Origin of the sequence: Micromonospora sp. LOL_015 (assembly GCF_048060275.1) — a bacterium.
Lineage (GTDB): Bacteria > Actinomycetota > Actinomycetes > Mycobacteriales > Micromonosporaceae > Micromonospora_E.
On record NZ_JBHMIO010000004.1, the window covers coordinates 257,966 to 281,491 of the forward strand.

At 72.7% G+C, this 23,526-nt stretch carries 23 protein-coding genes; 13 read left to right on the top strand and 10 right to left on the bottom strand.

All coding sequences use genetic code 11. The features are described 5' to 3' along the window. Window positions 1–3: 3 nt before the first annotated feature. A complete protein-coding gene (locus ACFHWU_RS06665; RefSeq protein WP_416557110.1) occupies window positions 4–801 on the top strand; it encodes a TerC family protein in 798 nt (265 codons plus the stop codon). On the opposite strand, the gene ACFHWU_RS06670 is transcribed toward ACFHWU_RS06665, so the two are convergent. From ACFHWU_RS06670 to ACFHWU_RS06705, 8 genes are read right to left on the bottom strand one after another with little or no spacing between them, the layout of a single operon-like run. Next, window positions 793–1,779, bottom strand: coding sequence for a DNA topoisomerase IB (locus tag ACFHWU_RS06670; RefSeq protein ID WP_416590080.1), 987 nt, complete (start codon window positions 1,777–1,779; stop codon window positions 793–795). The two genes, ACFHWU_RS06665 and ACFHWU_RS06670, sit on opposite strands and share 9 nt — an antisense overlap. Beyond that, window positions 1,760–2,776, bottom strand: a complete 1,017-nt coding sequence (locus ACFHWU_RS06675; RefSeq protein ID WP_416590081.1) for a glycosyltransferase family 9 protein — start codon at window positions 2,774–2,776, stop codon at window positions 1,760–1,762. The genes ACFHWU_RS06670 and ACFHWU_RS06675 overlap by 20 nt, the downstream gene beginning before the upstream one ends. Continuing rightward, the gene (locus tag ACFHWU_RS06680) at window positions 2,773–3,468 is read right to left on the bottom strand and encodes an SDR family oxidoreductase (RefSeq protein ID WP_416590082.1); all 696 of its coding nucleotides are present in this window, start codon (window positions 3,466–3,468) and stop codon (window positions 2,773–2,775) included. The genes ACFHWU_RS06675 and ACFHWU_RS06680 overlap by 4 nt, the downstream gene beginning before the upstream one ends. Continuing rightward, window positions 3,465–4,922 (bottom strand): PfkB family carbohydrate kinase, encoded by a 1,458-nt coding sequence (locus tag ACFHWU_RS06685; RefSeq protein WP_416590097.1) that lies wholly within the window; start codon window positions 4,920–4,922, stop codon window positions 3,465–3,467. The genes ACFHWU_RS06680 and ACFHWU_RS06685 overlap by 4 nt, the downstream gene beginning before the upstream one ends. A 14-nt stretch (window positions 4,923–4,936) precedes the next feature. Continuing rightward, a complete protein-coding gene (locus ACFHWU_RS06690; RefSeq protein ID WP_416557106.1) occupies window positions 4,937–5,611 on the bottom strand; it encodes a D-sedoheptulose-7-phosphate isomerase in 675 nt (224 codons plus the stop codon). Between the two features lies 1 nt (window position 5,612). Continuing rightward, window positions 5,613–6,827, bottom strand: a complete 1,215-nt coding sequence (locus ACFHWU_RS06695; RefSeq protein ID WP_416590083.1) for a glycosyltransferase — start codon at window positions 6,825–6,827, stop codon at window positions 5,613–5,615. After that, on the bottom strand, window positions 6,812–7,789 hold the full coding sequence (locus ACFHWU_RS06700) for a glycosyltransferase (protein ID WP_416557104.1): 978 nt from the start codon (window positions 7,787–7,789) through the stop codon (window positions 6,812–6,814). Before ACFHWU_RS06700 ends, ACFHWU_RS06695 begins: the two co-directional genes overlap by 16 nt. After that, window positions 7,786–9,435, bottom strand: coding sequence for an HAD-IIIA family hydrolase (locus tag ACFHWU_RS06705; protein WP_416557103.1), 1,650 nt, complete (start codon window positions 9,433–9,435; stop codon window positions 7,786–7,788). The genes ACFHWU_RS06700 and ACFHWU_RS06705 overlap by 4 nt, the downstream gene beginning before the upstream one ends. Before the next feature lie 113 nt (window positions 9,436–9,548). Here ACFHWU_RS06705 and ACFHWU_RS06710 point away from each other — a divergent pair, with 113 nt between their 5' ends. Both ACFHWU_RS06710 and ACFHWU_RS06715 read left to right on the top strand, forming a co-directional pair. After that, window positions 9,549–9,992: an SRPBCC family protein gene (locus tag ACFHWU_RS06710; RefSeq protein ID WP_416557102.1), complete on the top strand. Its 444-nt coding sequence runs from the start codon at window positions 9,549–9,551 to the stop codon at window positions 9,990–9,992. A 124-nt stretch (window positions 9,993–10,116) separates the two neighbouring features. Then, window positions 10,117–11,169, top strand: coding sequence for an SDR family oxidoreductase (locus ACFHWU_RS06715; protein WP_416557101.1), 1,053 nt, complete (start codon window positions 10,117–10,119; stop codon window positions 11,167–11,169). Window positions 11,170–11,437: 268 nt separating this feature from the next. Here ACFHWU_RS06715 and ACFHWU_RS06720 read toward each other — a convergent pair whose 3' ends face one another. After that, entirely contained in the window at window positions 11,438–13,042 is a 1,605-nt protein-coding gene (locus ACFHWU_RS06720) for a phytoene desaturase family protein (RefSeq protein WP_416557100.1), read from the bottom strand. A gap of 69 nt (window positions 13,043–13,111) precedes the next feature. Between ACFHWU_RS06720 and ACFHWU_RS06725 the strand changes: the two genes are divergently transcribed. From ACFHWU_RS06725 to ACFHWU_RS06755, 7 genes are all read left to right on the top strand, one after another. Continuing rightward, window positions 13,112–14,554: an aldehyde dehydrogenase family protein gene (locus tag ACFHWU_RS06725; protein ID WP_416590084.1), complete on the top strand. Its 1,443-nt coding sequence runs from the start codon at window positions 13,112–13,114 to the stop codon at window positions 14,552–14,554. Window positions 14,555–14,616: 62 nt separating this feature from the next. Then, the gene (locus tag ACFHWU_RS06730; protein ID WP_416557098.1) at window positions 14,617–15,513 is read left to right on the top strand and encodes a YihY/virulence factor BrkB family protein; all 897 of its coding nucleotides are present in this window, start codon (window positions 14,617–14,619) and stop codon (window positions 15,511–15,513) included. A gap of 29 nt (window positions 15,514–15,542) precedes the next feature. Further along, a complete protein-coding gene (locus ACFHWU_RS06735) occupies window positions 15,543–15,953 on the top strand; it encodes a DUF2795 domain-containing protein (RefSeq protein WP_282230342.1) in 411 nt (136 codons plus the stop codon). 42 nt (window positions 15,954–15,995) lie between these two features. Next, a complete protein-coding gene (locus ACFHWU_RS06740; protein WP_416557097.1) occupies window positions 15,996–16,460 on the top strand; it encodes an SRPBCC family protein in 465 nt (154 codons plus the stop codon). 162 nt (window positions 16,461–16,622) lie between these two features. Further along, entirely contained in the window at window positions 16,623–16,877 is a 255-nt protein-coding gene (locus tag ACFHWU_RS06745; RefSeq protein WP_416557096.1) for a hypothetical protein, read from the top strand. Window positions 16,878–16,977: 100 nt separating this feature from the next. Then, complete coding sequence (locus tag ACFHWU_RS06750) at window positions 16,978–17,199, top strand: hypothetical protein (protein WP_416557095.1); 222 nt, start codon at window positions 16,978–16,980, stop codon at window positions 17,197–17,199. Window positions 17,200–17,216: 17 nt separating this feature from the next. Beyond that, the gene (locus ACFHWU_RS06755; protein ID WP_416569164.1) at window positions 17,217–17,609 is read left to right on the top strand and encodes a DUF6401 family natural product biosynthesis protein; all 393 of its coding nucleotides are present in this window, start codon (window positions 17,217–17,219) and stop codon (window positions 17,607–17,609) included. Between the two features lie 72 nt (window positions 17,610–17,681). Here the strand turns inward: ACFHWU_RS06755 and ACFHWU_RS06760 are convergent, their stop codons facing one another. Continuing rightward, window positions 17,682–18,539, bottom strand: a complete 858-nt coding sequence (locus tag ACFHWU_RS06760; protein WP_416590085.1) for a mechanosensitive ion channel family protein — start codon at window positions 18,537–18,539, stop codon at window positions 17,682–17,684. A gap of 144 nt (window positions 18,540–18,683) precedes the next feature. Here ACFHWU_RS06760 and ACFHWU_RS06765 point away from each other — a divergent pair, with 144 nt between their 5' ends. The 3 genes from ACFHWU_RS06765 (at window position 18,684) to ACFHWU_RS06775 (ending at window position 23,325) form a co-directional block, all read left to right on the top strand. Beyond that, entirely contained in the window at window positions 18,684–20,867 is a 2,184-nt protein-coding gene (locus ACFHWU_RS06765; protein WP_416557092.1) for a SpoIIE family protein phosphatase, read from the top strand. A 121-nt stretch (window positions 20,868–20,988) separates the two neighbouring features. Further along, the gene (locus ACFHWU_RS06770; RefSeq protein WP_416557091.1) at window positions 20,989–21,771 is read left to right on the top strand and encodes a VOC family protein; all 783 of its coding nucleotides are present in this window, start codon (window positions 20,989–20,991) and stop codon (window positions 21,769–21,771) included. Between the two features lie 165 nt (window positions 21,772–21,936). Then, window positions 21,937–23,325 (top strand): glycoside hydrolase family 6 protein, encoded by a 1,389-nt coding sequence (locus ACFHWU_RS06775; RefSeq protein ID WP_416590086.1) that lies wholly within the window; start codon window positions 21,937–21,939, stop codon window positions 23,323–23,325. The last annotated feature ends 201 nt before the right edge of the window (window positions 23,326–23,526 follow it).

Consider the following 23,526-nt stretch of genomic DNA (forward strand, 5'->3'; position numbering starts at 1 on the left):
ACGATGGAGCTTCTGACCAGCCCCGAGTTGTGGATCGCGTTCGCGACCCTGCTGCTGCTGGAAGTCGTGCTGGGCATCGACAACGTCGTGTTCATCTCGATCCTCGCCGGTCGGCTGCCCGAGCACCAGCAGGCCAGGGCCCGCACCATCGGGCTGTCGCTGGCCCTGGTCACCCGGCTGCTGCTGCTCGCCTCGTTGTCCTGGGTGATCGGGCTGACCGCACCGCTGTTCGAGGTGTTCGGGCAGGAGATATCCGGCCGGGACCTGATCCTGCTGCTCGGCGGGGGTTTCCTGCTGGTCAAAGCGACCTACGAGATCCACGAGCACCTGGAGGGCGCGGACCACGGGCGCAGCGGTAAGACCGCGTCGTTCGCCGGAGTAATCGCCCAGATCCTGGTGCTGGACGTGGTGTTCTCGCTCGACTCGGTGATCACCGCGGTGGGCATGGTCGACCAGCTGTTCATCATGGTCGCCGCCGTGGTGGTCGCGATCGTCATCATGCTGGTGTCGGCCGGGGCGGTCAGCGGGTTCGTCAACCAGCATCCGACGGTGAAGATGCTGGCCCTGTCGTTCCTGCTGCTGATCGGTGGCAGCCTGATCGCCGAAGGGCTCGGCCACCACCTCCCCAAGGGGTACGTGTACGGGCCGATCGCGTTCTCCGTCTTCGTGGAGTTCCTCAACCTGCGGCTACGGTCGCGCAAACAGGCGGCGGCACCGGTCAGCCTGCACCCGACGTTCATCAAGGAGCAGCCGGTGGCGGCCGGCGGTACGGACAGCGCCGACCGGACCGACTCAGCGTGACGGGAGCAGTCGGCGGACCGCCTGCTCGGCGGCCGGCCGGCTGGGCTCGCCGGTGCCGAGCCGGGCCACCCGCCCCCGGTGGAACGACTCGACCACCCGGGGGTCGACGTAGGAGGCGCGGGCGACTGTGGGTGTGTTGCCGAGCAGCTCCGCGACCTCCCGCATCACCGCGGCCACCGTCCGCCGCCGGGCCGCCGCCGATCGCGGTACCCCGGCGGCCGCCAGCCGGGTCGCGGCGAGCACGGTGGCATGCCAGGTACGGAAGTCCTTTGCCGTCATCTCGGTGCCGCTGGCCTGACGCAGGTACTCGTTGATTTCGTCGCTGTGCACGTCCCGCCAGCGCCGCCCGTCCCAGTAGCAGAACAGCCGCTGCCCGTCGTGCCGACGACGACGCAGTGCCCGCAGCACGGCACACACCTGCGCGTCGTCGATCCGCCGGACCTGGGCGACGCCGCCCTTGGCCGGGAACTCGAGGACCACGCAACCGCGCTCGAGCCGGGCGTGTCCGGGCCGCAGCGTCGCCACCCCGAACGTGGGCTCGTCGCCGGCGGCGTACTGGTCGTTGCCGATCCGGAACATCCCCAGATCCAGCAGGCGCACCAGGGCGGCCAGCACCCGTTGCCGGCCCAGACCCCGGCAACGCAGATCGGCGTCGACCCGGTTCCGCAGCCGGGGCAGCCGGTCCGCAACCCGCCGCACGTGCTGAAACTTGGCGACGTCCCGACGGACCCGCCACTGGGGGTGGTAGAGGTACTGCCGCCGGCCGGCCGCATCCACGCCGACGGCCTGAATGTGACCGGACGGGTGCGGACAGATCCACACGTCCCGCCAGGCGGGCGGGATCACCAGCTCACGAAGCCGCTTCAGCTCCGCCGGGTCGGTGACCGGCTGGCCCCGGGTATCGAGGAAGGCAGTCCCCCGGCCCCGGCGACGGCGCCGGTATCCCGGCCGGTGCGGGTCACTGCGCCGCAACCGCATCGCGTTCCACCTCACCGATCGCGGCGAGCACCTCGTCGACACAGATGGCGACCATCGCCGGGTGCCGGTCGACCGCCGGCCCATCGGCGGGTCCGTCGGCGGCCGGCGGGTCGCCGGCTGCGGGGACGGCAGCTGCGGGGACGGCTGCCGGCTCCTCGACCCCGGCGGACAGCAGCGGGTAGTGGACCACCCGGTGCCGTGTCCGGTGCACCGGTGGGCCCCAGCGGGCCGGCGACGTGGGACCGAACAGCAGCACCGACGGTACGCCGAAGGCCGTTGCCAGGTGCCCCGCGCCGGTGTCGGCGGCGACCAGCAGACGGGCGTGCGCCAGCAGGGCGGCGAACTGGTACAGGTCCATCCGCCCGGCGCAGACCGCGGTGCCGGGCAGCCCGGCACCGGCGGCGACCGCCTCAGCCAGCGGACGCTCGGGTGCCGACCCGGTCACGACCACCCGGTGTCCGGCGGCGGTCAGCCGACCGGCCAGCTCGGCGAACCGGTCGACCGGCCACCGGCGGCGCGGCGCCGCCGCGCCGGGGTGCAGTACGGTCACCCCGACCGGCACCCGGTCCGGTACCGGACGGGGCAGCAGCAGGTCGGTCGGGCCACAGTCGACGCCGTACCAGGTGAGCAGTCGGCACCACCGCGCCACCTCGTGCTCGTCGTCGCGCCACGGTGGGCCGTCGTGGTGCGCCGCCGCCGGACACCGGTACGCCCACAACCGGCCCGGCCGCGTCGTGGCGAGCAGCCGGTGCGACTGCGGGCCACGGCCGTGCAGGTTGACCGCCCAGTCCGGGCCGGTGTCGAGCAGCGGCACCGCGTCCAGCCCGGACAGCGGCACCAGGCGGTCCACCGCGCCGGTCAGGCCGGCCAGCGGGGCGAGCCAGGCCGGCGCGGCCAGGGCGATCGTCTCGGCCGGGTAGGCGGCCCGCAGCCCACGCAGCGCCGGCACGGCGGTGGCCAGGTCACCGATGCCGAGGGCCCGCAGCACCAGGATCACGGGTAGGACGTCTCCCGGTCCGCGCAGATCACCATTTCGCGCACCGCGCAGCCGGCCGGCTGCTGCAGCGCGAACAGCACCGCCGCCGCCACGTTGCCGGGGTCGTTGAGCGCGGCGTCGGCCGCCGGCCGGTACCGGGCCTCGCGCTCGCCGAAGAAGGCGGTCCGCATCCCGCCGGGCACCAGCAGGGTGACGCCGACGGTGCCGGCGAGTTCGGCCGCCAACGCCCGGGTGAACCCGACCACCCCGAACTTGGCCGCGCAGTATGCGGTGGCGTCACCGACCGCCTTCACTCCCAGGGTGGAGGCGATCGTCACCACCGAACCGCCGGCCGAGGTCAGCCAGGGCAGCGCCGCCCGGATCACCGCCGCGGTGGCCAGCAGGTCGACCGTGACGACCCGTTCCCACACCTGCGCGGGGGTGTCGGCGAGACGGCCCGGCACGTCCATCCCGGCCGCGGTGACCACCGCGCTCAGCCCGCCGGTCTGCTCGGCGAGCCGGTGGGTGGCGGCCTCGGCGGCCCGGGTGTCGGCCAGGTCGCAGTCGAGCCAGGGCACCCCGTCCGCCGGCGGCTGCCGGTCGATGACGCACGGCCGGTAGCCGGACTTGGCCAGCAGGTCGACGACGGCTGCCCCGAGACCGCTCGCGCCGCCGGTGACCAGCACCGCCGGGCTGCCGGGATGGTTCGTCACGATGAGTCCTCCACAGTGGTGGTCAACGGAACGGGCCGCCCGGCACGGGCGGCGGCGATCATGCCGGTGGTGGAGCGTCCGTCGAGGTACGGCACAATCGCCGTCTGCCCGCCCCACCGGCGTACCACTTCGGCCTCAGGCAGGTCCGGCTCGGCGGTGCCGCCACCGGCGTAGTCGCCACCTTTGACCCAGATGTCCGGCCGCAGCCAGCTGAGCACCGCGTGCGGGGTGTCCTCATCGAAAACGACCACCGCGTCCACGCAGCCCAACGCCACGAGCAGCCGGGCCCGGTCACGCTCGCCGACCACCGGCCGCTGCGGCCCCTTCAGTCGGGCCACGCTGGCGTCGGAGTTGACGCAGACGATCAGGCAGTCACCCAGCTGCCGGGCGGCCTGCAGCGCCGACACGTGCCCGGCGTGCAGCAGGTCGAAGCAGCCGCCGGTGGCCACCACGGTGCCCCCGGCGGACCGTACCCGGGCGGCCAACGCCCCGGCGGCGCGCGGACCGACCTGCTCCGCAGACGCCGCATCCAGTGCCCCGGTCTCCACCGGCACCGCGACCTGGTCGGACCCGGCCAGTAGCCGCCGCAGCCCGGCCGTACCGCCGTCGGCGACGTACCGGGACGCCTCGGCGACCGCCGCCTGGACCGCCTCGGACACCACGGCTCCGGCGGCCAGCGCCGTCGCGGCGGCGGTGGCGAACCGGTCCCCCGCGCCGCAGGTGTCCCCGTCGGTGTTGATCGGCGTCGGCACCATCAGCGGCACGCTCCCGGCGTGGCACAACAGCGCGCCGTCGCATCCCATCGTCACCGCGACCGCCCCGGCCCGCCAGCGGCGCCGCAGTTCGTCGGCGCCCCGTGCGGCAGTGGCCACCCGGGTGTCCCCGACCGGCTGCCCGGTCAACTGGCGGACCTCGGCCTCGTTGGGGGTGATCAGCCGGGCACCGGCGACCGCCGCCGGGCCGCGCGGGTGCGGGTCCCACACCACCGGTGCGCCGGTCGCCGCCAGCGCCGCCCGCAGGCCCGGCAGCCGCGCCACTCCCCGGCCGTAGTCGCTGACCACCACCGCCGCAGCCGCCGCGAGCACCTCGGCGGTGGCCGGCGGCAGATCGCCGCGCACCCGGCCGTCCCCGCCCCGGTCCAGCCGCAGCAGCACCTGGCCCCGGGTCCGCAGCCGGATCTTCTCGGCGGTCGCGCCACCCAACGGCAGCGGATGCAGGTCCACGCCGGCCGCAGCGAGCAGCGCCGCGAGCCGACAACCGGCCGGGTCGGCGGCGAGCGCGCTGACCAGCACGACCGGGTGTCCCTGCCCGGCGGCGAGCGCCGCAGCCAGCCCGGCGCCACCGGGCCGGTCGGTGACGTACCGCTCGTCGAGCACCGGCGCGGCGGCGTCCGGGCAGACCCGGGTCACCGCACCGTCGACGTCCCGGTCGAGCAGGGTGTCGCCGACCACCACGATCGGGCCGGCGGTCACCGGACACCGCCGCGGACGTCCACCGGTAGACCGGCCGTCACGGCGGGCGCCGGGGACGCACCGGCGGGGACGTCGACCGTGCCGGCGAGACCGAGCACGCCGGGCAGTGTCTGGTCGACGTAGCCGCACAGCAGGTGCGCGGTAACCAGATGCAGCTCCTGCACCACCTGCGGATCGGCCGCCGGCACCGCCAGCACCTCGGCGCACGCCTCGGCCAGCGGGTTCGGCACCGGACCGGTGCACGCCCAGCAGCGCAGCCCGACGTCACGGCCAGCCCGGGCCGCGGCGAGCAGGTTGCCGCTCCGTCCACTCGTGGACAGCAGCAGCAGGATGTCGCCGGGGCGGCCGTGGGCCCGTACCTGCCGGGCGAAGACCTCGTCGAAGCCGAAGTCGTTGCTGATCGCGGTGAGCGAGGAGGTTTCGGCGGTCAACGCGATCGCTGACAGCGGCGTCCGGTCGTCACGCAGCTTGCCGACCAGCTCGGCGGCGAGGTGCTGGGCCTCGGCGGCGCTACCGCCGTTGCCGGCGATCAGCAGCCGGCCACCGTGACCGAGCGTCCAGGCCAGCTCGGCACCCCAGCGACCCAGCCGGGTGGCCACCTGGCGGTACGGCAACAGCGCCTCAGCCAGCCCGGCGAGGTGGGTGTCGATGAGCGAGTTCACGTCGGGCATCTCAGGCCACCACCCGGCTCGGCTGCCGCACCCCGCTGACCGTGCCGTAGATCGCGGTCAGCTGCGCCGCGGCGCGCTGCCACGAATAGCACTGCCGCGCCCGGTCCAGCGCGGCGGTGGCGTAGGCGAACCGCCGGACCCGGTCGTTGAGCAACCGGCGCAGTGCCATACCGAGCGCCCGTGGATCCCGGGGCGGCACCAGATCGCCGGTGAGGCCGTCGACGACGGTGTCGGTCAGCCCGCCCACGGCGGTGCCGACCACCGGCACGCCGCAGGCCATCGCCTCCAACGGGGTGAGCCCGAACGGCTCGTACCACGGGGCGGCGACCAGCACGTCGGCCGACCGGTACCAGGACGGCATCCGTTCCCGAGGCACCCCGCCGACCAGCCGGACCCGGTCACCCACCCCGCACGACTCGGCCAGCTGGCGCAGCTGCCGGGCCTGCGGGTCGGTGTCCAACTCGGCGGCCGGCGGACCACCCACGACGACGCACTCCGCGTTCGGTACGAGTTGCATGGCCCGTACGACGTCCTGGAAACCCTTGCGGGCGACCAGCCGGCCAACGGTCAGCACCCGCAGCCGGCCCTCGTCGCGCGGCACGGCCGGTCCGTCGGGGGCGAAGGTCTGCTCGTCGACGCCGGACGGCACCACCGAGAGCCGGCCCCGGGGCACCCCCATCCTGATCAGCTCGGCGACCTCGTCCTGGGACTGCGCAACCACCCGGTCGACGCTGCGGCCCAACGCCCGCTCGTAGCCGATGCGGCGGGGCGGACTGGTGTCCATCGCGCCCTGGTGGCGACGCTTGACCGTGCCCAGCGCATGGTAGGTCTGCACCACCGGCACCCCGGTCAGCCGGCCGGCGTGCACGGCGGCGAGGCCGCTCATCCAGAAGTGCGCGTGCGCGACCGCCGGGGTCCAGTCGTGGCTCCACTGTCCGGCCAGCCACCGGCTGAACGGCGCCATGTGCGGCAGCAGGTCGTCCTTGGCGATGTGCTCGGCCGGGCCGGCCGGCACGTGCACCACCGCAACCCCGTTGTCCAACTGCACCAGTTCCGGCAGGTCCACAGCGTCCCGGCGGGTGAACACCCGGACCTCGTGGCCGTCGGCGGCGAGCGCGGTGGACAGCTCCGCGACGTGCGTGTTCTGGCCGCCGGCGTCCACCCCGCCGAGCGCGGCGAGCGGGCTGGCGTGCTCCGAGATCATCGCGATGCGCATAGCGCCTCCTCCAGCAGCTCGTCCCAGTCCGCGAGGAACCGGTCCAGTCCGTATCGGTCCTGCGCCGCGCGCCGCGCGCCGTCGCCGAGCCGGCGGGCCGCGTCCGGCTCGTCGATCAGCCACTGGGCGGCGTCGACCAGGGTCTGCACTCGGGTGGCGAGCACCCCGGCCGACGGCGGTACCGCGGCGACCGCCTCGGTGGTGCCGAGAACGACCACCGGCATACCCATCGCCATCGCCTCGATCAGGCTCAGGCCGAGTGAGGTCCACCGGCACAGGTGCAGGTACGCGCGGCGGCGGGCCACCTCGGCGTGCATCGCCGACTGCGGCACGTCGTCGTGGACGGCCAACTGCCCGGCGGCCAGCCCGCCGAGAACCTCGGGCAACCCGGCGACTCCCATCCCGTACACGTCCAGCGGGGCGACCCCGGCGAACCGGGGCATCAGGTCGGTGCCGGTGACCCGTCGGCGGCGTACCGGCTCATTGGTGACCACAGCGAGCCGGTCGAGTTCGCCGCTGTAGCGGGCGGCCGGGGCGACGATGCCATGCTCGATCACCCGGGTCCGGGTGCCGCCGGTGTCCCAGAACAGGTCGTTGAAGTGGGTGACGTGGACCACGGTGAGGTCGTCACGGTCGGCCATCGGATGCCGGCTGGTCGGCACGTCACCCTTTGGCGTGTTGTGCTCCACGTAGACCACCGGCACGTCCCGGCCAACGGTACGGCCGAGCCAGCTGGTGGCCAGATCGAGCTCCTCGGGGCGTTGCAGGATCACCAGGTCGACCTCGGCGGCGGCGAGCTGCCCGGGGCGGATCTCGGTGACGCCGTCCGGCCACGGGTAGGTGCGCGCCCGGCCCAGCCCGTACGGCCCCCGGTCCGGGGTGACCGGCACCAGGTAGTGGTGCTTGCCGTGGACGAACGCGGTGGTCCACGATCCGTGGACGTGCCAAAGGAAGATGTTCATCCGGCCGTCCCGCAGATCAGTTCGACGGCCTCGACGACGCTGTCCGGGGAGACCGTCGACAGACACGGATGGCCGGGCACCGGGCACCGGGCGGCCCGGGTGTTGCGGCAGCCGGCGACCGGGTCGCCGAGCCGGACCCAGGGCACCCGGTAGGGGCCCCACTGGCCGAACGGCACCGTCGGCGCGAACAGACTGACCACCGGGGTGCCGACCGCCGCCGCGAGGTGCGCGGGCCCGCTGTTGCCGACGACCAGCGCGCCGGCCTGCGCGATGATCGCGGCGAGCCGGGCCAGCGAGGTCTGACCACCGAGGTCGACACCGGACCGACCGGCCACCCGGCGGCTCAACGCCTGCTCCCCGGGTCCGCCGGTGACCACCACCCGGTGCCCGGCGGCGTGCAGCGCGTCGACGAACGCGGCACACCGCTCCGGCGGGCAGGCGCGGGACTCGACGGAGGATCCCGGGTGCACGACGACATAGCCCGGTGGTCCGGCCCGGTCCGGCTCCGGCATCCGGTGACGCACACCCGAGCCGGGCTCCTGTGGTGCGGGCCCGGCGGCCGGCCGCAGACAGCCCGGGCGTAGCCGCAGCACCGGTTCGTCGTCGCCGGGCAGCGCGAACCCGGCGGCGGCGGCCAGCGACAACGCCCGTTCCGGCTCCGGTACGCCCGGCGGCACCCGGTGGCGCACGTCGAGCAGCGAGCCGGGGTAGTCGTCACTGATCGCCGCGATCCGGTCCACCCCGGCCTGCCGCAGGAGCAGCGCCAGCGGCAGCGGCGACTGGTGGAAGGAGGTGAAGATGATCGCCTCGTCGGCGCCGACCTCGGCGAGCCGGTTCGTCAACCGGGTCAGGTCGGCCGGGTCCACCGGACCGGGATCCGGGTCGATCCACGGCAGCGGCCACTCGATCAGCTCGCCGACACCGGGCAGCAGTTCGGCGGCGGCCCGGCCCCGCGGACCGCAGAGCATGACCACCTCGTCTGCCCCGGCCGCCACGGCGCGGATCGCCGGCCCGGTGACCAGTACGTCGCCGACCGAGTCGGAGCGCACGACCAGGACCCGGCCGCCGCGCGGGCCGGGTCCGCCGGGGGCGGTCGCCCGGTGCCGACGCAGGATGAGATCGGCGGCGCCGGCCAGGTCACCAGCGACGGCGGGAGCGGCGGCCGTCTCCTGCGGTCGGGTCGTCGCGGTGGGTACCAGAATTCCGGTCGCGCCGGCGGCGCCGGCGGCGACGATGTCCCGGCCGATGTCGCCGACCACGGCGCACCGCCCGGCGGTGGTGCCCAGTTCCCGGGCGGCGGCCAGGACCATGCCCGGTGCCGGTTTGCGGCACCGGCAGCCGTCGCCGTCATCGTGCGGGCAGATCTGCCAGGTGTCGAACGGGCCGAGGAGTTCCTCGATCCGGTCGTGCACCCGACGCATGTCGTGCGCGGTGAAGTGGCCGCGGGCCAGGCCGGACTGGTTGGTGACGACACCGAGCCGCAGACCGGCGGCGCGGAGCCGGTCAAGCGCGGCGCGGGCACCGCGTACCGGGCGGACCAGGTCCGGGTCGCCGTTGTACGGCACGTCGTGCACGAGCGTCCCGTCACGGTCGAAGAGCACCGCGTCGAACAGCCCGCAGCCCCGACTGATCAGTTCGCTTCGCACCTGGCTCCGTTTCCCGGGTGCGGGGCGAGTAAACCAACCACGGCGTTCGTCCGGTCCGCACCATTTCGCCGGTGGCCGGGTTAGCGTGCCGCCCGCGGGGTACCCGGCTGATCGTGGCTGTCGTGCAGCGGGTGATCCCCGCCCCGCCGGACCAGGTGTTCGCCGTGCTGGCGAACGGCTGGTCGTACAGCGACTGGGTGGTCGGCACCGTGCACATCCGCGACGTCGACGAGCACTGGCCGCAGTCCGGGGCCCGGCTGCACCACACGGCCGGTCCCTGGCCGCTGTCGTTGTCCGACACCTCCACGGTGATCTCCTGCCAGCCGGGTGACGAACTGACGTTACGGGCCGGGCTGTGGCCGCTCGGCGAGGCGACGATCGTGTTCCGGCTCGCACCGACCCCGGGCAACGGCACCCGGGTCACCATCGCCGAGTCGTTCACCGGAGGGCCGCTGCGTTGGATCCGTACGAAGCTCGACGATCTGGTCCTGCACCACCGCAACCGGGAGACGCTGCGCCGGCTGTCCGACATCGCCACCCGGCAGACCGTCGGGTGACGCCGGCACGCCACAGCCTGGGCCCGACGGACGGGTCCACGGCAACAGTGCCCGGTCAGGGCAGGCCCTGCCTGGGCAGGTCAGTGGACGGGTGCCGGACGGCACCCGCAGGGAGGTGAACGGGATGAGTCAGACCGTGATGATCACTGGCGCGAGCGCCGGCATCGGACGCGCCACCGCCCAGCGGTACGCGCGCCGCGGCGCCCGGCTCGGGTTGCTCGCCCGAGGAGCGGCCGGCCTGGCCGCAGCCGCCGCACAGTGCCGTGAGCTGGGCGCCGAGGCGGTGGCCACGTACCAGGTGGACGTCGCCGACGCCGCAGCGGTCGACGAGGCCGCCGACGACCTGCACCGACGCAACGGCGGCCTGGACGTGTGGATCAACAACGCGATGGTGTCGGTCTTCGCCCCGACCTGGGAGATCAGCGCCGACGAGTTCCGACGGGTCACCGAGGTCAACTACCTCGGCACGGTGCACGGCACGCTGGCTGCGCTGCGGCAGATGCGCCCGGCCGGAATCGGCACGATCGTGCAGGTCGGGTCGGCGCTGGCGTACCGAGGCATCCCGCTGCAGTCGGCGTACTGCGCCAGCAAGCACGCCATCCAGGGATTCAACGACTCGCTACGGGCCGAGTTGCTCCAGGCCAGCCCCGAGATCAAGCTGTCGATGGTTCAGCTGCCGGCGGTGAACACGCCGCAGTTCTCCTGGGTGCGCACCCACCTGCCCCGACACCCGCAACCGGTACCGCCGATCTTCCAACCCGAGGTGGCCGCGGCGGCGATCTGCTGGGCCGCCGACAACGGCAAGCGGGAGGTCAACGTCGGTGGCCCCACCCTACGGGCTCGGCTCGCCGACGTCATCGCCCCCGGGCTGCTCGACCGGCTACTTGCGATCCGGCAGGTCGGCTTCGACTCCCAACAGACCGACGAGGTCATCGACCGGGCCCGCTGGCGGGACAACGTGGACGCCCCGGCCGATGCCGAGGTCGATCATGGCGCGCACGGCGCCTTCGACGACCAGGCACGTCGGCGGTCGCTGGCACTGTGGGCCGTGACGCACAAGCAGACCGCCACCGCCGCGGTCCTGGCCGCCGTGCTCGGCACCGCTCGGGCGATGGTCGGCAACGGGCCGGCCCGGCTGCGGGCAGCGGTCCGTCGACCGGTCGGGCGGGCGGCGTGACTGTCTGACACCACCGCCGCCCGTTGGGCCGCCGGTCGCCGCCGTCGAACCGGCGGCGTGGCACACAAGGGGGACACAGCCCGCCTTCATCGATCGCAGACGACGATCATGGGGCGGCGGCGCCCGTCGCGCCCAACCAGGAGGTGGCGGTTGATAAGAACCCAGCTCGGTGCGGTCACCTTGCAACCGGCTGCAACTGCACGGCATCCGCCATCCGCGCCCGGATGGTCATCGACTGACCGGTCGGCCACTCGATTCGGCCACCGGCTCAGCGGTAGACCGCGCGCTGCGCCGCCGACACCACAGCCCCGTACATCCGCCCGGTCACCGCGCGGTCGCGGGCCAGCGCGGCCCGCGCGGCGTTCGACCCGGGCGCGCCGTGCACCCCGCCGCCGGGGTGCGCCGACGCCGAGGCGAGAAAGAGCCGGTCGACCGGGGTGTCCGCGCGGCCCAGGCCGGGCACCGGCCGGAAGAACAGTTGCTGGTACGCCGCCGAGGTGCCGCCCCCGACCGCTCCCCCGACCAGACTCGGGTTCTGCTCCTGCAGGTCCACCGGACCGGCAACGTGACGGGCCCGGACCAGGGCACCGAACCCCGGTGCCTGCCGGTGCAGCACCGCCTCCATCCGCGCGACGTGTTCGAGAATTTCCTCGGCGTGCCACGTGGTGCGGTGCGGCAGGTGCGTGTACGCCCACAGCGACTCGGTGCCCGCCGGTGACCGCTGCGGGTCGGCGGTGGTGAGCTGACCAAGCAGCAGGAACGGGTCGCGGGGCATTTCGTCGCAGGCCAGCGCGGCGGCGTACCGGGTCAGGCCGTCCAAGTCGGCCCCGAGGTGCACGGTGCCGGCCCCGGCGACCGCCGGGTTGCGCCACGGCATCGGGCCGGCGAGCGCCCAGTCGACCTTCACCGTCGAGCCATCCCACCGGAACCGGCGCAGGTCGTCAACCATCCTGGTGGGCAGCCACTGGTCGCCGACCAGGTCGAGCAGCAGCGCCGGAGCGGGAACGTCGGCGAGCACCGCCCGCCGGGCCTGCCACAGCCGGCCGTCGACGGTACGCACGCCGACCGCCCGGCTGCGGGCGATCAGCACCCGGCCGGCGGCGGCGCCGGTGACCAACCGCCCGCCCCGGGAACGCAACCGGCCGACCAGCGCGTCGGTAATCCGTTGCGCGCCGCCCGCCGGCACCGGCCAGCCGATCTCCTGACCGAGCATGGTCAGCAGCCAGCCGTACACGCCGGACGCGACATCGTCGGGGGCCAGATCGGTGTGCAGCGCGCAACCGGCGAGCAGCGCCGGACCGCCGGCACCGGCGAAGGTCTCCCGGCCGAGCTGGCGGACCGGCAGTAACAGGCGCCGGGCCAGCCGCAGCGATCCGGCGCTCCGGAGCCGGCGCAGCAGCTCGACGCCGGCCCGCACCGGCGGAAACGGGGTGAACAGCGCGTCGATCAACGGTGCCGACACGGCCCGCCACTCGGCGTACGCCGACAGCCAGCGTTCGCCGTCGCCGTCGGCGAATGCCTCCAGCGACTCGGCGGTCCGCCGGGGGTCCAGGTTGACCACCGCAGCCCGGTCGTCCGGCAGCAGGTGAGCGAAGACGTCCGGGGCGTGCCGCCAGCGCAGCCCGAACTCGGCCAGCCGCAGCTCCCGCAGCACCGGCGAAGCGAACCCGAGCGGATAGAACGAGCTGTACAGGTCGCTGAGGTAGCCGGGGGCGGTCACCTCGGCGGAGCTGACCGCGCCGCCCGGCGCCCCGGTCGCCTCCAGCACCAGCACGTCCCAACCGGCGTCGGCGAGCAGGTTGGCGGCGACCAGGCCGTTGTGTCCGGCACCGATAACGACCGCGTCTGCCGTCTCCACATCCGTGTCTGCCATCTCCGCGCGACTACCCCGGCCGGGCGCGGCCAAACGTTTACCGACGCGGCCTTCGGGAACGACTGCCGGATGTACGACGTGGAGCAGTTCATCGAGGGCGTGTGGGGGCGGTTCGGCGACGGTGCCGAGATCGTTGTCGAGGACCCGTCCGAGGGCACCCCGGTCAGCCGCAGTCCGGTCGCCACCGAGGCGAACATCGGCACGGCGGTGAAGTCGGCCCGGGAGGCGGCACCGGGGTGGGCTGCGACACCGGCGACGGAACGGGCCGCCGCGCTGCGGCGAATCGCGGACGCTCTGGCCAGTGCCACCGACCAGGTGGCCGAGGCGCAGAGCGCGGAGATGGGCAAGCCGTTGGCCGGGGCACGAGCCGGGATCGCCGCCGGCGTGGCGACCCTGCGGCAGTACGCCGAACTGGGTCCGGTGCACCGGGGTCGGGCGTTGGCCGGCGACCCGGCCGCCCTGGATCTGATGGCGTACGTGCCGCGTGGGGTGGTGGCGGTGCTGACACCGTGGAACGACCCGGTGGCGGTGGCTTGCGGGCTGCTCGGCGCGGCGCTGGTCACCGGCAACACGGTGGTGCACAAGCCGAGTGAACGCTGCCCGGCGACCGGCGCGCTGCTCGCCCGGATGGTCGCCGATGAGGTTCCCGACGGGGTCTTCGCCCTGCTGACCGGCGACGGCAGCATCGGCGCCCGGATCGCCGCCTCCGACGGGTTGGACCTGGTCGCCCACGTCGGGTCCTCTGAGGCCGGCCGGGCGATCGCCGAGGCGTGCGCCCGCACCGGGGCCAAGGTGCTACGGGAGAACGGCGGCAGCGACGCGCTGATCGTCGATGAGGGCGTCGATCCGCGGTGGGCCGCGCAACAGGCGGCGTCCGGCGCGTTGGCCAACTCGGGTCAGGTGTGTGTCAGCGTGGAGCGAGTCTATGTCCACAGCACGGTGGCGGAGCCGTTCGTCGAAGCGCTCACCGGACACTGCTCGGGGATGCGATTGGGGCCGGCCCGTGATCCGTACACCGAGCTGGGTCCGTTGGTGGACCGCCGACACCGCGACCGGGTGCACGCCCAGGTCTCGGCGGCGCTGGCGGCCGGGGCGACGGTGCGGTGCGGCGGCCGGATCCCGGACGGGCCCGGTGCCTTCTACCCGCCGACGGTGCTGACCGGGTGCACCGACGACATGGCGGTGATGCGGCAGGAGACGTTCGGCCCGGTCGCCCCGGTGATGACGGTGGGGTCGTTCGACGAGGCGCTGTCCCGGGCGGCGGCTTCGCCGTACGGTCTGTCGGCGACTGTGCTGACCCGTTCCATGGGCCACGCGCAGCGGGCCTGGCGTGCGCTGCCGGTGGGCACCGTGAAGATCAACTCCGTGTTCGGCGGAGCACCGGGCGGTGCCGCGCACCCCCGCCGCAGCAGCGGGGAGGGCCTCGGATTCGGACCGGAACTGCTCGACGAGATGACCGTCGTCAAGGTGCTGCATCTGCAGGCTCCGAGTGGACTGGACGGCCGCTGGTGAGCGGTCCGGTACGGCCGCTGGTGAGCGGTCCGGTACGGCCGACGCGGTTGCGTGATCTCCGGTTGACGACGTGGCGCGCCGCGCTGGTCGGCAGTGGACGCCGGTTCGCCCGGGACAACTGCGTGGACTGGGCCGCCGCGTTGACCTACTACGGAGTTCTCGCGTTGTTCCCCTCGTTGATCGTGGTCGTCGCGCTGGTCGGTCTGGTCTCCGACGGTGAACGCACGGTGGACACCGTGGTCGGCCTGGCCGAGGAGCTCGGGGCCGGGGCGGTGGTGGGCGACGAGGGTTTCGTCGACATCATCGACGGGGTGGTCGACCAACGCAGTTCCGCCGGTGTGCTGCTCAGCTTCGGTCTGGTGGCCGCGCTGTGGTCGGCCTCGGGCTACGTACGGGCGTTCACCCGAGCTGCCAACGCCATCTACGGGGTGGCCGAAGGTCGCCCCTTCTACCGGTTGCAGCCGCAGCAGCTCGGGCTGACCGCCGCCGGACTGGTGCTGCTCGCGCTGGTCGCCGTGATGCTGATTGTCAGCGGCCCGGTCACCGACGCGCTCGGTGACCGCCTCGGCCTTGGCCAAGCCCCGCGTACCGCCTGGAGCCTGCTCAAATGGCCGGTGCTGATCACCATCGTCACGACACTCTTGTCCCTTCTGTACTGGTTCGCTCCTAACGTCCGCCAGCCGAAGCTCCGCTGGCTGGCCGTCGGCGGCGCGGTGACCCTGCTGCTGGCGGCGGTGGCCTCGGCCGGGTTCGGCACCTACGTCGCGTACTTCGGTTCATACGACGTGACCTATGGCAGCCTCGGCGCGGTGATCGCGTTCCTGGTCTGGCTCTACCTGACCAACCTGGCGGTGATGCTGGGCGTCGAGATCAACGCGGCGGTGCAGCGTGGCCGGGCTGCCCAGGCCGGTGAGTCGGAGCCGGCCGACCCGGTGCTGCCGCCACGGACGCCGGTTTAGCCACGCCGGTCACGGGTAGTCGAACAGCTATGGAACGCGGCAACAGTAAGCACAGTCCTCGGGTGGACGACAGCATGGCCCACGACACCCGTGGGACCACGCAGGGCACCACCGGAGGCCGGGCCGAGGAGTGGCACGAGGCGGAGCCCCCGGGCGAGGACCAGCCGGAGCCGGCTGCGGTTCCGGCCGGCGACAACCGCTCCGGCACGCCGCAGGGCATGACCAGCGAGGAGGTCGAGCAGCGGAGCAGATTAGGCCGCTACATCAACCTCTCGGCGCTGCCCGGGGACCGCAGCATGCTGCGCGACAGCGCGCTGGAGAACGAGGCACCCGACGACGTACTCGACGAGATCGATCAGTTGCCGCCGGGTCGCACGTTCCAGACGGTGTCCGAGGTGTGGGCCGAGCTGGGCCATGCCAACGAGACGACCCGCTGGTGACCGCGCCGCCTGCGGCCCGGCGGAAGTAGAGGAGGGACTCACATGGGAGCAGTGACCGAGTACGTTGACGTCGCGGTGCCGGTACGCGCCGCGTACAACCAGTGGACGCAGTTCGAGGAGTTCCCCCAGTTCATGGAGGGCGTCTCCGAGGTGACCCAGGTGTCGGAGACCTTGACGCGCTGGACGACCGAAATTGCCGGGGTGTCGCGTGAGTTCGACGCGAAGATCACCGAGCAGATTCCCGACGAGCGGGTTGCCTGGACCGCGACCGGTGGGGTGAAACAGGCCGGTGTGATCACGTTCCACCGACTGGACGACAGCCACACCCGGGTCACCGCACAGATGGAGTTCGACCCGGAGGGGATCGCGGAGCAGGCCGGCGACAAGCTTGGCATCGTGGACCGCCGAGTGAAGGGCGACATGAAGCGCTTCAAGGATTTCATTGAAAGCCGGCACGGCGTGGAGACCGGCGCCTGGCGTGGCGAGGTTCCTCGACCGCAGCCGTGACAGTTCGACCGACTACCCGACCTAGAACAGCGCCCACCGGCCGACGGTGAATCCTCCCGAGCCGGCCGGTCGGTGGGTCTGACGGCTGGGGCGGGCGGGCCGAAACCGGCCCGCCCGCCCCAGCCGCGTTTGTCGGCAGCCCGGCCGGGTAACCCGACCGGCATGACTGATTCCGAGGACGACGTTTGGCGCGACGAGGACCGGCTGCCGGTCCACGAGCTGGAACGGGCCGTCGCCGCACCAGCGGGCGACGGTGAGGTCGACGACATGACCGGCAACGACGCCGCGGCCGAGGAAGAGTTCGGCCACGGCGCGGAGGCGGTCGACCGTACCGGCGGCCGCCCCGGCGGACCGGCGATGACCGACCCTGAGCGGCCGTACCGGCCCTCGACCACCGGCCGGACCGGCCCGCACTGATCTCGCCAGTCGGTCGCCAGTCCGGTCGCTGACGCATCGGTCAGCCATCCCCGGCCGATCGGCTGACGGCGGTGGGGATCATCCGAGCGAGACTTTTCGGATGCGCCCCACCGCCCCCGGATTCCTCACTCCGAGCCAGCGACGCTGGGCCTGGCTCGGCTTCCTGCTGACCGCGATCCAGGCGCCGGTCTCCGCCTACCTGCTGCCGGACGGCTCCTGGTTGTTCAGCGTCTGCGTGGCGCTGATGGTCGCCACGGTGATCATCGCCGACGACGCGTCCCGCCACCGCCCGGCCCCGGCCGACAACCGACGCGTCGAGTAGCCGGGCGGGCACAGTTCATGAGTCCGTTTCCCGCTGCCCCGCACGGCCTGCTGGCCGCCCCGGCCGCCCGAAGGGCGGCGCAGACCTCGTTGGCCGATCTGCACGCCTCGCTCGGTGCGGCCGGCCTGGCCGCCGCCGCAGTCCTGCCCGGCCTGCTGGCCGAGCTGGATCAGCACGCCGCTGCGGTCCGGGACCGGCTGTTCGCGGATCTACGTCCACTCAGCCCGGTGACATTGGCCCGGTACGCCGACGGGGTACGCGACGCGGCCACCGAGGCCGGCTGGCGCCCCCCGGTAGTCGGGCCGACCGCCCAGTGGGTGACGGCCGACTGGGTGACGGCCGACTGGGTGACGTTGCGGCTGGTCGCCGTCTGCCAGCTGGCCGGGATCAGCGGCGCGGCCCCGCGCTGACCCCGGCCCTGTACTGGCGGCTTCCTCGACCCGCCCGGACGGATCAGCCGCGGGAAGTCCCGCCCGGTCCGGTCATGCCCCCGGCCGGTTGGCGCCCGGCCCGGCCGTGCCCCGGCCGCTGGCTGCCTCACGACCACCGGACATCGCCGGCGCCTGCTGGGTCTGCGGGATCACCTGCGTCGATTCGTTCATCCGGTCACCGGCGTCGTCCCGGCCGGCCTGGTACGCCTTGGCACTGTCCCGCACCGCCTGCGATTCCTCCGCCATCCGGGTGAGCCAGCCCTCCCACCGTTGCTGCATGGGTCGGACCAGGCCACCGCCGACCCCGACGATCAGCACGCCAGCGATGGTGGCAAGCACCGCGATCAGCACCGGGGTGGTGACCGTGGTGGCGATGCCGACCTGGTTCAGCGCGGCGATGACGCCGAGCGCGACGATGAACACCGACGCGGCGGTGGCCAGCAGGCGGCCGTAGGAGAGCCCACCGAGCGCACCCGACACCAGGTCACGTACCGCGGTTGCGATCGCAGCGGCGACGACCACGATGACGATGGCGACGAACGCCCGCGGCAGCCACGCCACGACCGCGCTGATCAGGTCGCTGATCGGATTCGGTCCCCAGACTCCGAACGCGAACTGCAGGGTGAACAGCAGCACCGCGTAGTACGCCAACCGGGCCAGGATGTCGCTGGCGTCGTACCGGGTCCGTTCCAAGGCCTTGCCGATGCCGCCGCGCTCCACCGCCCGGTCGAACCCGACCCGTTCGAGCGCCTTGTCGACGCCCTTCAACACTGCCCGTGCGATCAACCATCCGACCACCAGAATCGCGATGAACGCGATAGCCCGGGGCACAAAAAGTATCACGGACCGCCACATGTCAGTCAGCGCGTTGCCGATGTCGACCTGCGCCGACGCGTACGTCGAGGACATCCGGTCCCCCCTTTCCGGCTCATCTACCGATGCGTCGCCTCGTTGTCGTACGGACGCGCTGCATCGCCTACCGCCGGCCCGCATACCCACCTAGCGCCGGTCCACGCCACCCGCCGACGGCAGCCCCCGGATAGGCTGCCACCCATGGCAGGCACCGCCGGGCAGACCCGGGACACCCCGTCGGGGGTGCCGACTGCGCGGTCAGCCACCCCGGCCGGCACCAACCCGGACAGCGCCGTACCGGCCGGCGCCACCTCGGACAGCGTCGTACCGGCCGGGCTCGTCGACCGGCACGACTGGGCGGGCACGCCGCTCGGTCCGCTGAGTGGTTGGGATCCGGCGGTACGGGCAGCGGTCGAGCTGGTGCTCGCTTCACCGGTGCCGATGGCCCTGGTCTACAGCGACAACTTTCTGATGATCTACAACGACGCCTACGCGGAGCTGCTCGGCGCCAAGCACCCTGAGGCGTTCGCCCAGCCTGCGGCTGCGGTGTTCGCCGACGCGTGGCACCGGCCGGGCGTCGGCGACGTGGTCGAACGGGTCTACCGCACCGGCGAGCCGTTTCTCGAGTCGGAGGCCGTGGCGCCGTTCGGCACCGGCGAGTCAGGCCCGTTCGGCGGCACGGCCTTTACCCGTGGCTACTCCGCGGTGCGGGACAGCGACGGGCGGATCGTCGGAATGCTCTCGGTCGCGACCGAGACCGGCACCATCACCCACCGGCTGCAGAGCCTCAGCGAGCTGACCTCGGCGTTGGCCGGCACGCTCACCCTCGACGACGTCGCCCGGGTCGCGCTGCGGTACGGACTGGCCTCGCTCGACGTCGACCAGGTGGCGCTCGGCATCGACGACGGCGGCGGATGGCGGGTGGTCCGCCGGGTCCGCGGTGAACTGCTCGACGAAGCCGACGAGCGACTGCCGCCGGTGTGGCGCCGGATCCCCCGGGACGCTCCCACCCCGTTGGCCACCGTCGCCGGCACCGGTGTCCCCCGGTTCGCCGGGGAGGGCCGGCCGCTCGCCCGGTACGCCACGGACCGGCACGACGAGCTGGTGACGGCGCTCGCCGCCCTGCCGCTGCGGGCCGGATCGCTCCGCGGTGGGATCACCTTCGGGTACCGCGAGCCACATTCGTGGGCGCCGGCCGAACGGGCGCTGCTTTCGGCGGTCGCCGAACTGGTCACTCAGGCGGCCGAACGGGCCCGGCGGTTCGAGACCCAGCATGGTACGGCTCAACTGCTGCAGCGCAGCATGCTGCCGGAGCAACTGCCGGATCTGCCGCTGCTGCGGTTGGCCGCACGCTACGACCCGGGGGTGGACGGCAATTCGGCCGGCGGGGACTTCTACGACGCGTTCCGGCTGCCCGATGGTGGGCTGGCCGTGGTGCTCGGCGATGTCGTCGGGCACGATGTGCGGGCAGCGGCGCTGATGGGCCAGGTCCGGGCCGCGCTGCGCGGGCTCGCGCTGGCCGAACCGGAGCCGACGGCGGTGCTGAACGGGCTGGACCGGCTGGTGCACAGCCTGGGCGCGGAGAGCCGGAACGAGGAGCTGTTCGTGACCGTGCTGTACGGGGTGCTGGATCCGGCGACCGGCGGGTTGACGGTGGCCAGCGCTGGTCATCCCGCTCCGCTGATCCGACGCTGGTCGTCGACCACGGCGAACGCCGAGTTCGTCCCGGTGCCGCCCGGGCCGCCGCTTGGTCTGGCCGGGCGGCGGCGGCCGACCCGGGTCGAGCTGCGCCCCGGCGACACGCTGCTGATGTTCAGCGACGGCGTGGTGGAACGACGCGGTCAGGATCTCGGCATCGGGATGTCCGCTCTGGCCGCAGCCGTCGCCGAGACCAGCACCAGCGATCCACGCAACCTCTGCGCGGTGGCCAGTGCGGCGGTGCCGGGCACCACTGACGACGACGTGGCGGTGCTCGCGGTGGAGCACGCGGCCGCGCCGAGCCGGTCGGCGGGGTTGCTGGTTCCTGCCGAGCCGATCGCACCGAGCCGGGTGCGGCACTGGTTGGCCGACCAGCTGGCCGGGTGGCAGGTTCCGGAATCGGTGATCGGTCCGGCGGTGCTCTGTGCCAGCGAGCTGACCACGAACGCCCTGCTGCATGCCGGCACCGAGGCGCGGGTGGAGATCGATCTCAGTCAGGAACGACTGCTCGTCTCGGTAGCTGACAGTGGCACCCGGGGCACGGTCAGTCGGGCACATGTCGACACGTTGAGTAGCCGTGGCCGGGGTCTGGGTCTGATCGAGCAGTTGAGTCATACCTGGGGCACCGACCCCTCAGTACGCGGTTCGACCGTGTGGTTCGAGATCATGTTGCCGATCAACTCGTAGCCCCGACGTTTACCCATAGTGATCTCAATTGGGCCATTCGGCCGAGTCGCGGCGGGCGTCCCCGTGGCGTACGGTAACTGCCTACGCCAATAGGATAAACGACGCGAAGAGGTACAAAGCGGTGCGAATCAGAGGCTACGCCACGGGAACCCCCTGCTGGTCCGAACTACGCACCAGCGACACCGCAGGTTCGAGCGACTTCTACCACGAACTGTTCGGTTGGAAGCCGGTCGACCTGCCGAACAGCACCGGCGCCGAGTTCCACCTGCGAGACATGGCCGTCGCCGGGCTCGCCCCCGCCCTCGCCGCAGGCCAGCCCGCGGCCTGGCTGACCTACCTCGCTTCGGACAACCTGGCCGCGACGGTCGAGAGTGTGCACCGGGCCGCCGGATCGGCACTCTCGCCACCCGCCCAGGTCGCCGAACGGGGCCACTGCGCCCTGATCGCCGATCCGCAGGGCGCCGTGTTCGGGCTCTGGCAGCGGGGCGCCTTCCCCGGCGCACAGATGATCGGTGAGCCCGGCGCTACCTGCTGGAACGAACTCGCCACCCGGGACGTGGCCGGCGCCGTGTCCTTTTACGGCTCGGTGTTCGGGTGGACCACGCGACCCAGCATCTACAGCGAAGGGTCCGAGTATCAGGAGTGGTTGCGGGAGACCAGCGAGGTGGCCGGGCTGATCGAGATGGGCGAGATGTACCCGCCGCAGGTCCCAGCGCACTGGCGGACGACCTTCGAGGTCGACGACTGCGAGGCCGCGGTGCAGCGCTGTCAGGCACTCGGCGGGACGGTCTCCTTTGGTCCGTACCAGGCCGGCCCGGGCGCCTACGCCCAGTTGACCGACCCGTTCGGTGCAGCGTTCGGGATCATCGCGTTGCGTCCGGAGTTCCGCTCGCCGCTGGGCTGACCCGGGCCACCACCGGGTCAGATATCCCACTTTAGGTCACCTTTGGAACGATTGGCGTCGCAGGCTCTTCACATATCAGCAACATCCCCGTACGGTGGTCGATATTCTTGGGAGCGCTTCCACTGAACGCTCTCAATATATCGTCCCTACCCGGAGGGAGCACGCATGCGCAGAAGATCTGCGCTCACCGCAGGCACCGCCGCCGTCATGGCGTTCACGGTGGCCACTGCGGTCGGTGTCGGGCTGCTGCAGCCCACGGCCGCCGAGGCGGCCGAATCAGCCTTCTACGTCGACCCGGACACCTCGGCCGCCCGCTGGGTGGCGGCGAACCCCGGTGACTACCGGGCGAACGTCATCCGCGACCGGATCGCCTCGGTGCCGCAGGGCCGCTGGTTCACCCAGTACAACCCCAACGAGGTCCGCAACCAGGTCAGCGCCTTCGTCGGTGCCGCCGCGGCGGCCGGCAAGATCCCGATCATGGTCGTCTACAACATTCCCAACCGCGACTGCAGCAACCACAGCAGCGGTGGCGCGCCCAACCACAGCGCCTACCGGCAGTGGGTCGACCAGGTCGCGGCCGGGCTCGGTAACCGGCCCGCGTACATCGTGTTGGAGCCCGACGTGCTCGCCCTGATGGGGACCTGCATGAGCCAGTCGGAGCAGGCCGAGGTACGCGCCTCGATGGCCTACGCTGGCAAGGCGCTCAAAGCGGGCTCCTCCCAGGCCAAGGTCTACTTCGACGCCGGGCACTCGGCCTGGCACGCCCCGTCGACGATGGCGGGCATGCTGGTCGGTGCCGACGTGGCGAACAGCGCGGACGGCATCTCCAGCAACGTATCCAACTACCGCAGCACCAGTGAAGCGGTCAACTACGTCAAGGCGGTCATCAACGCCACCGGCGCCAACCACCTCACCGCGGTGATCGACACCAGCCGCAACGGCAACGGCCCGTTGGGCTCCGAATGGTGTGACCCGGAGGGCCGGGCGATCGGCACCGCGAGCACCACCAACACCGGGGACAGCAAGATCGACGCCTACCTCTGGGTGAAGCTGCCGGGGGAGGCGGACGGCTGCATCGCCAACGCGGGCCAGTTCGTGCCGCAACGGGCGTACGAGCTCGCGCTGGCGGCCGGCCCGACCACCGCGCCGCCGCCGACCACCGCGCCCCCGCCCACCAGCGCACCTCCGACCACGGCACCGCCGACCACCGCGCCCCCGCCCACCACGAACCCGCCGACCGGCGCCTGCAGCGTCAGCTACACCACGAACCAGTGGCCCGGCGGCTTCACCCGGGAGATCCGGATCACCAACACCGGCGGTTCGGTCAGCAGTTGGACCCTCGCCTTCACCGCTGGGTCCAACGTCAGTCTGAGCAACGGCTGGAACGGCGACTGGTCACAGTCTGGCAGCCAGATCACGGTCCGCAACGCTGCCTGGAACGGCTCGCTGGCCTCCGGTGCCACCGTCAGCATCGGCTTCCAGGGGACCTACTCCGGTAGCACCCTGTCGCCGCTGAGCAACATTACCCTCAACGGCGCAGCCTGCTCGAGCTGACGCACAACGAATCAGGATCCGCAGGCACGGACTTCGGCCCCGCCCGGTACCGGGCGGGGCCGAAGTCCGTGCGGGGAACGGGTTACCCGGGCGGCTCACCGGGCACTCCTGCCGGGGAGAGGAGGCCAAACTTGACTTCCTCCCCGCCCTGAAGGAACGGGGATCCCCTTGGTCGCGCTCGGGGGTTCCTGTTTCACCGAC

Bases quoted from the DNA above. Each gene is read 5' to 3' on its own strand.
- ACFHWU_RS06665 (WP_416557110.1), top strand. From the start codon at position 4: ATGGAGCTTCTGACCAGCCCCGAGTTGTGGATCGCGTTCGCGACCCTG.
- ACFHWU_RS06670 (WP_416590080.1), bottom strand. From the start codon at position 1,779: ATGCGGTTGCGGCGCAGTGACCCGCACCGGCCGGGATACCGGCGCCGT.
- ACFHWU_RS06690 (WP_416557106.1), bottom strand. From the start codon at position 5,611: ATGCCCGACGTGAACTCGCTCATCGACACCCACCTCGCCGGGCTGGCT.
- ACFHWU_RS06695 (WP_416590083.1), bottom strand. From the start codon at position 6,827: ATGCGCATCGCGATGATCTCGGAGCACGCCAGCCCGCTCGCCGCGCTC.
- ACFHWU_RS06700 (WP_416557104.1), bottom strand. From the start codon at position 7,789: ATGAACATCTTCCTTTGGCACGTCCACGGATCGTGGACCACCGCGTTC.
- ACFHWU_RS06715 (WP_416557101.1), top strand. From the start codon at position 10,117: ATGAGTCAGACCGTGATGATCACTGGCGCGAGCGCCGGCATCGGACGC.
- ACFHWU_RS06720 (WP_416557100.1), bottom strand. From the start codon at position 13,042: ATGGCAGACACGGATGTGGAGACGGCAGACGCGGTCGTTATCGGTGCC.
- ACFHWU_RS06725 (WP_416590084.1), top strand. From the start codon at position 13,112: ATGTACGACGTGGAGCAGTTCATCGAGGGCGTGTGGGGGCGGTTCGGC.
- ACFHWU_RS06735 (WP_282230342.1), top strand. From the start codon at position 15,543: ATGGAACGCGGCAACAGTAAGCACAGTCCTCGGGTGGACGACAGCATG.
- ACFHWU_RS06740 (WP_416557097.1), top strand. From the start codon at position 15,996: ATGGGAGCAGTGACCGAGTACGTTGACGTCGCGGTGCCGGTACGCGCC.
- ACFHWU_RS06745 (WP_416557096.1), top strand. From the start codon at position 16,623: ATGACTGATTCCGAGGACGACGTTTGGCGCGACGAGGACCGGCTGCCG.
- ACFHWU_RS06750 (WP_416557095.1), top strand. From the start codon at position 16,978: ATGCGCCCCACCGCCCCCGGATTCCTCACTCCGAGCCAGCGACGCTGG.
- ACFHWU_RS06755 (WP_416569164.1), top strand. From the start codon at position 17,217: ATGAGTCCGTTTCCCGCTGCCCCGCACGGCCTGCTGGCCGCCCCGGCC.
- ACFHWU_RS06760 (WP_416590085.1), bottom strand. From the start codon at position 18,539: ATGTCCTCGACGTACGCGTCGGCGCAGGTCGACATCGGCAACGCGCTG.
- ACFHWU_RS06765 (WP_416557092.1), top strand. From the start codon at position 18,684: ATGGCAGGCACCGCCGGGCAGACCCGGGACACCCCGTCGGGGGTGCCG.
- ACFHWU_RS06775 (WP_416590086.1), top strand. From the start codon at position 21,937: ATGCGCAGAAGATCTGCGCTCACCGCAGGCACCGCCGCCGTCATGGCG.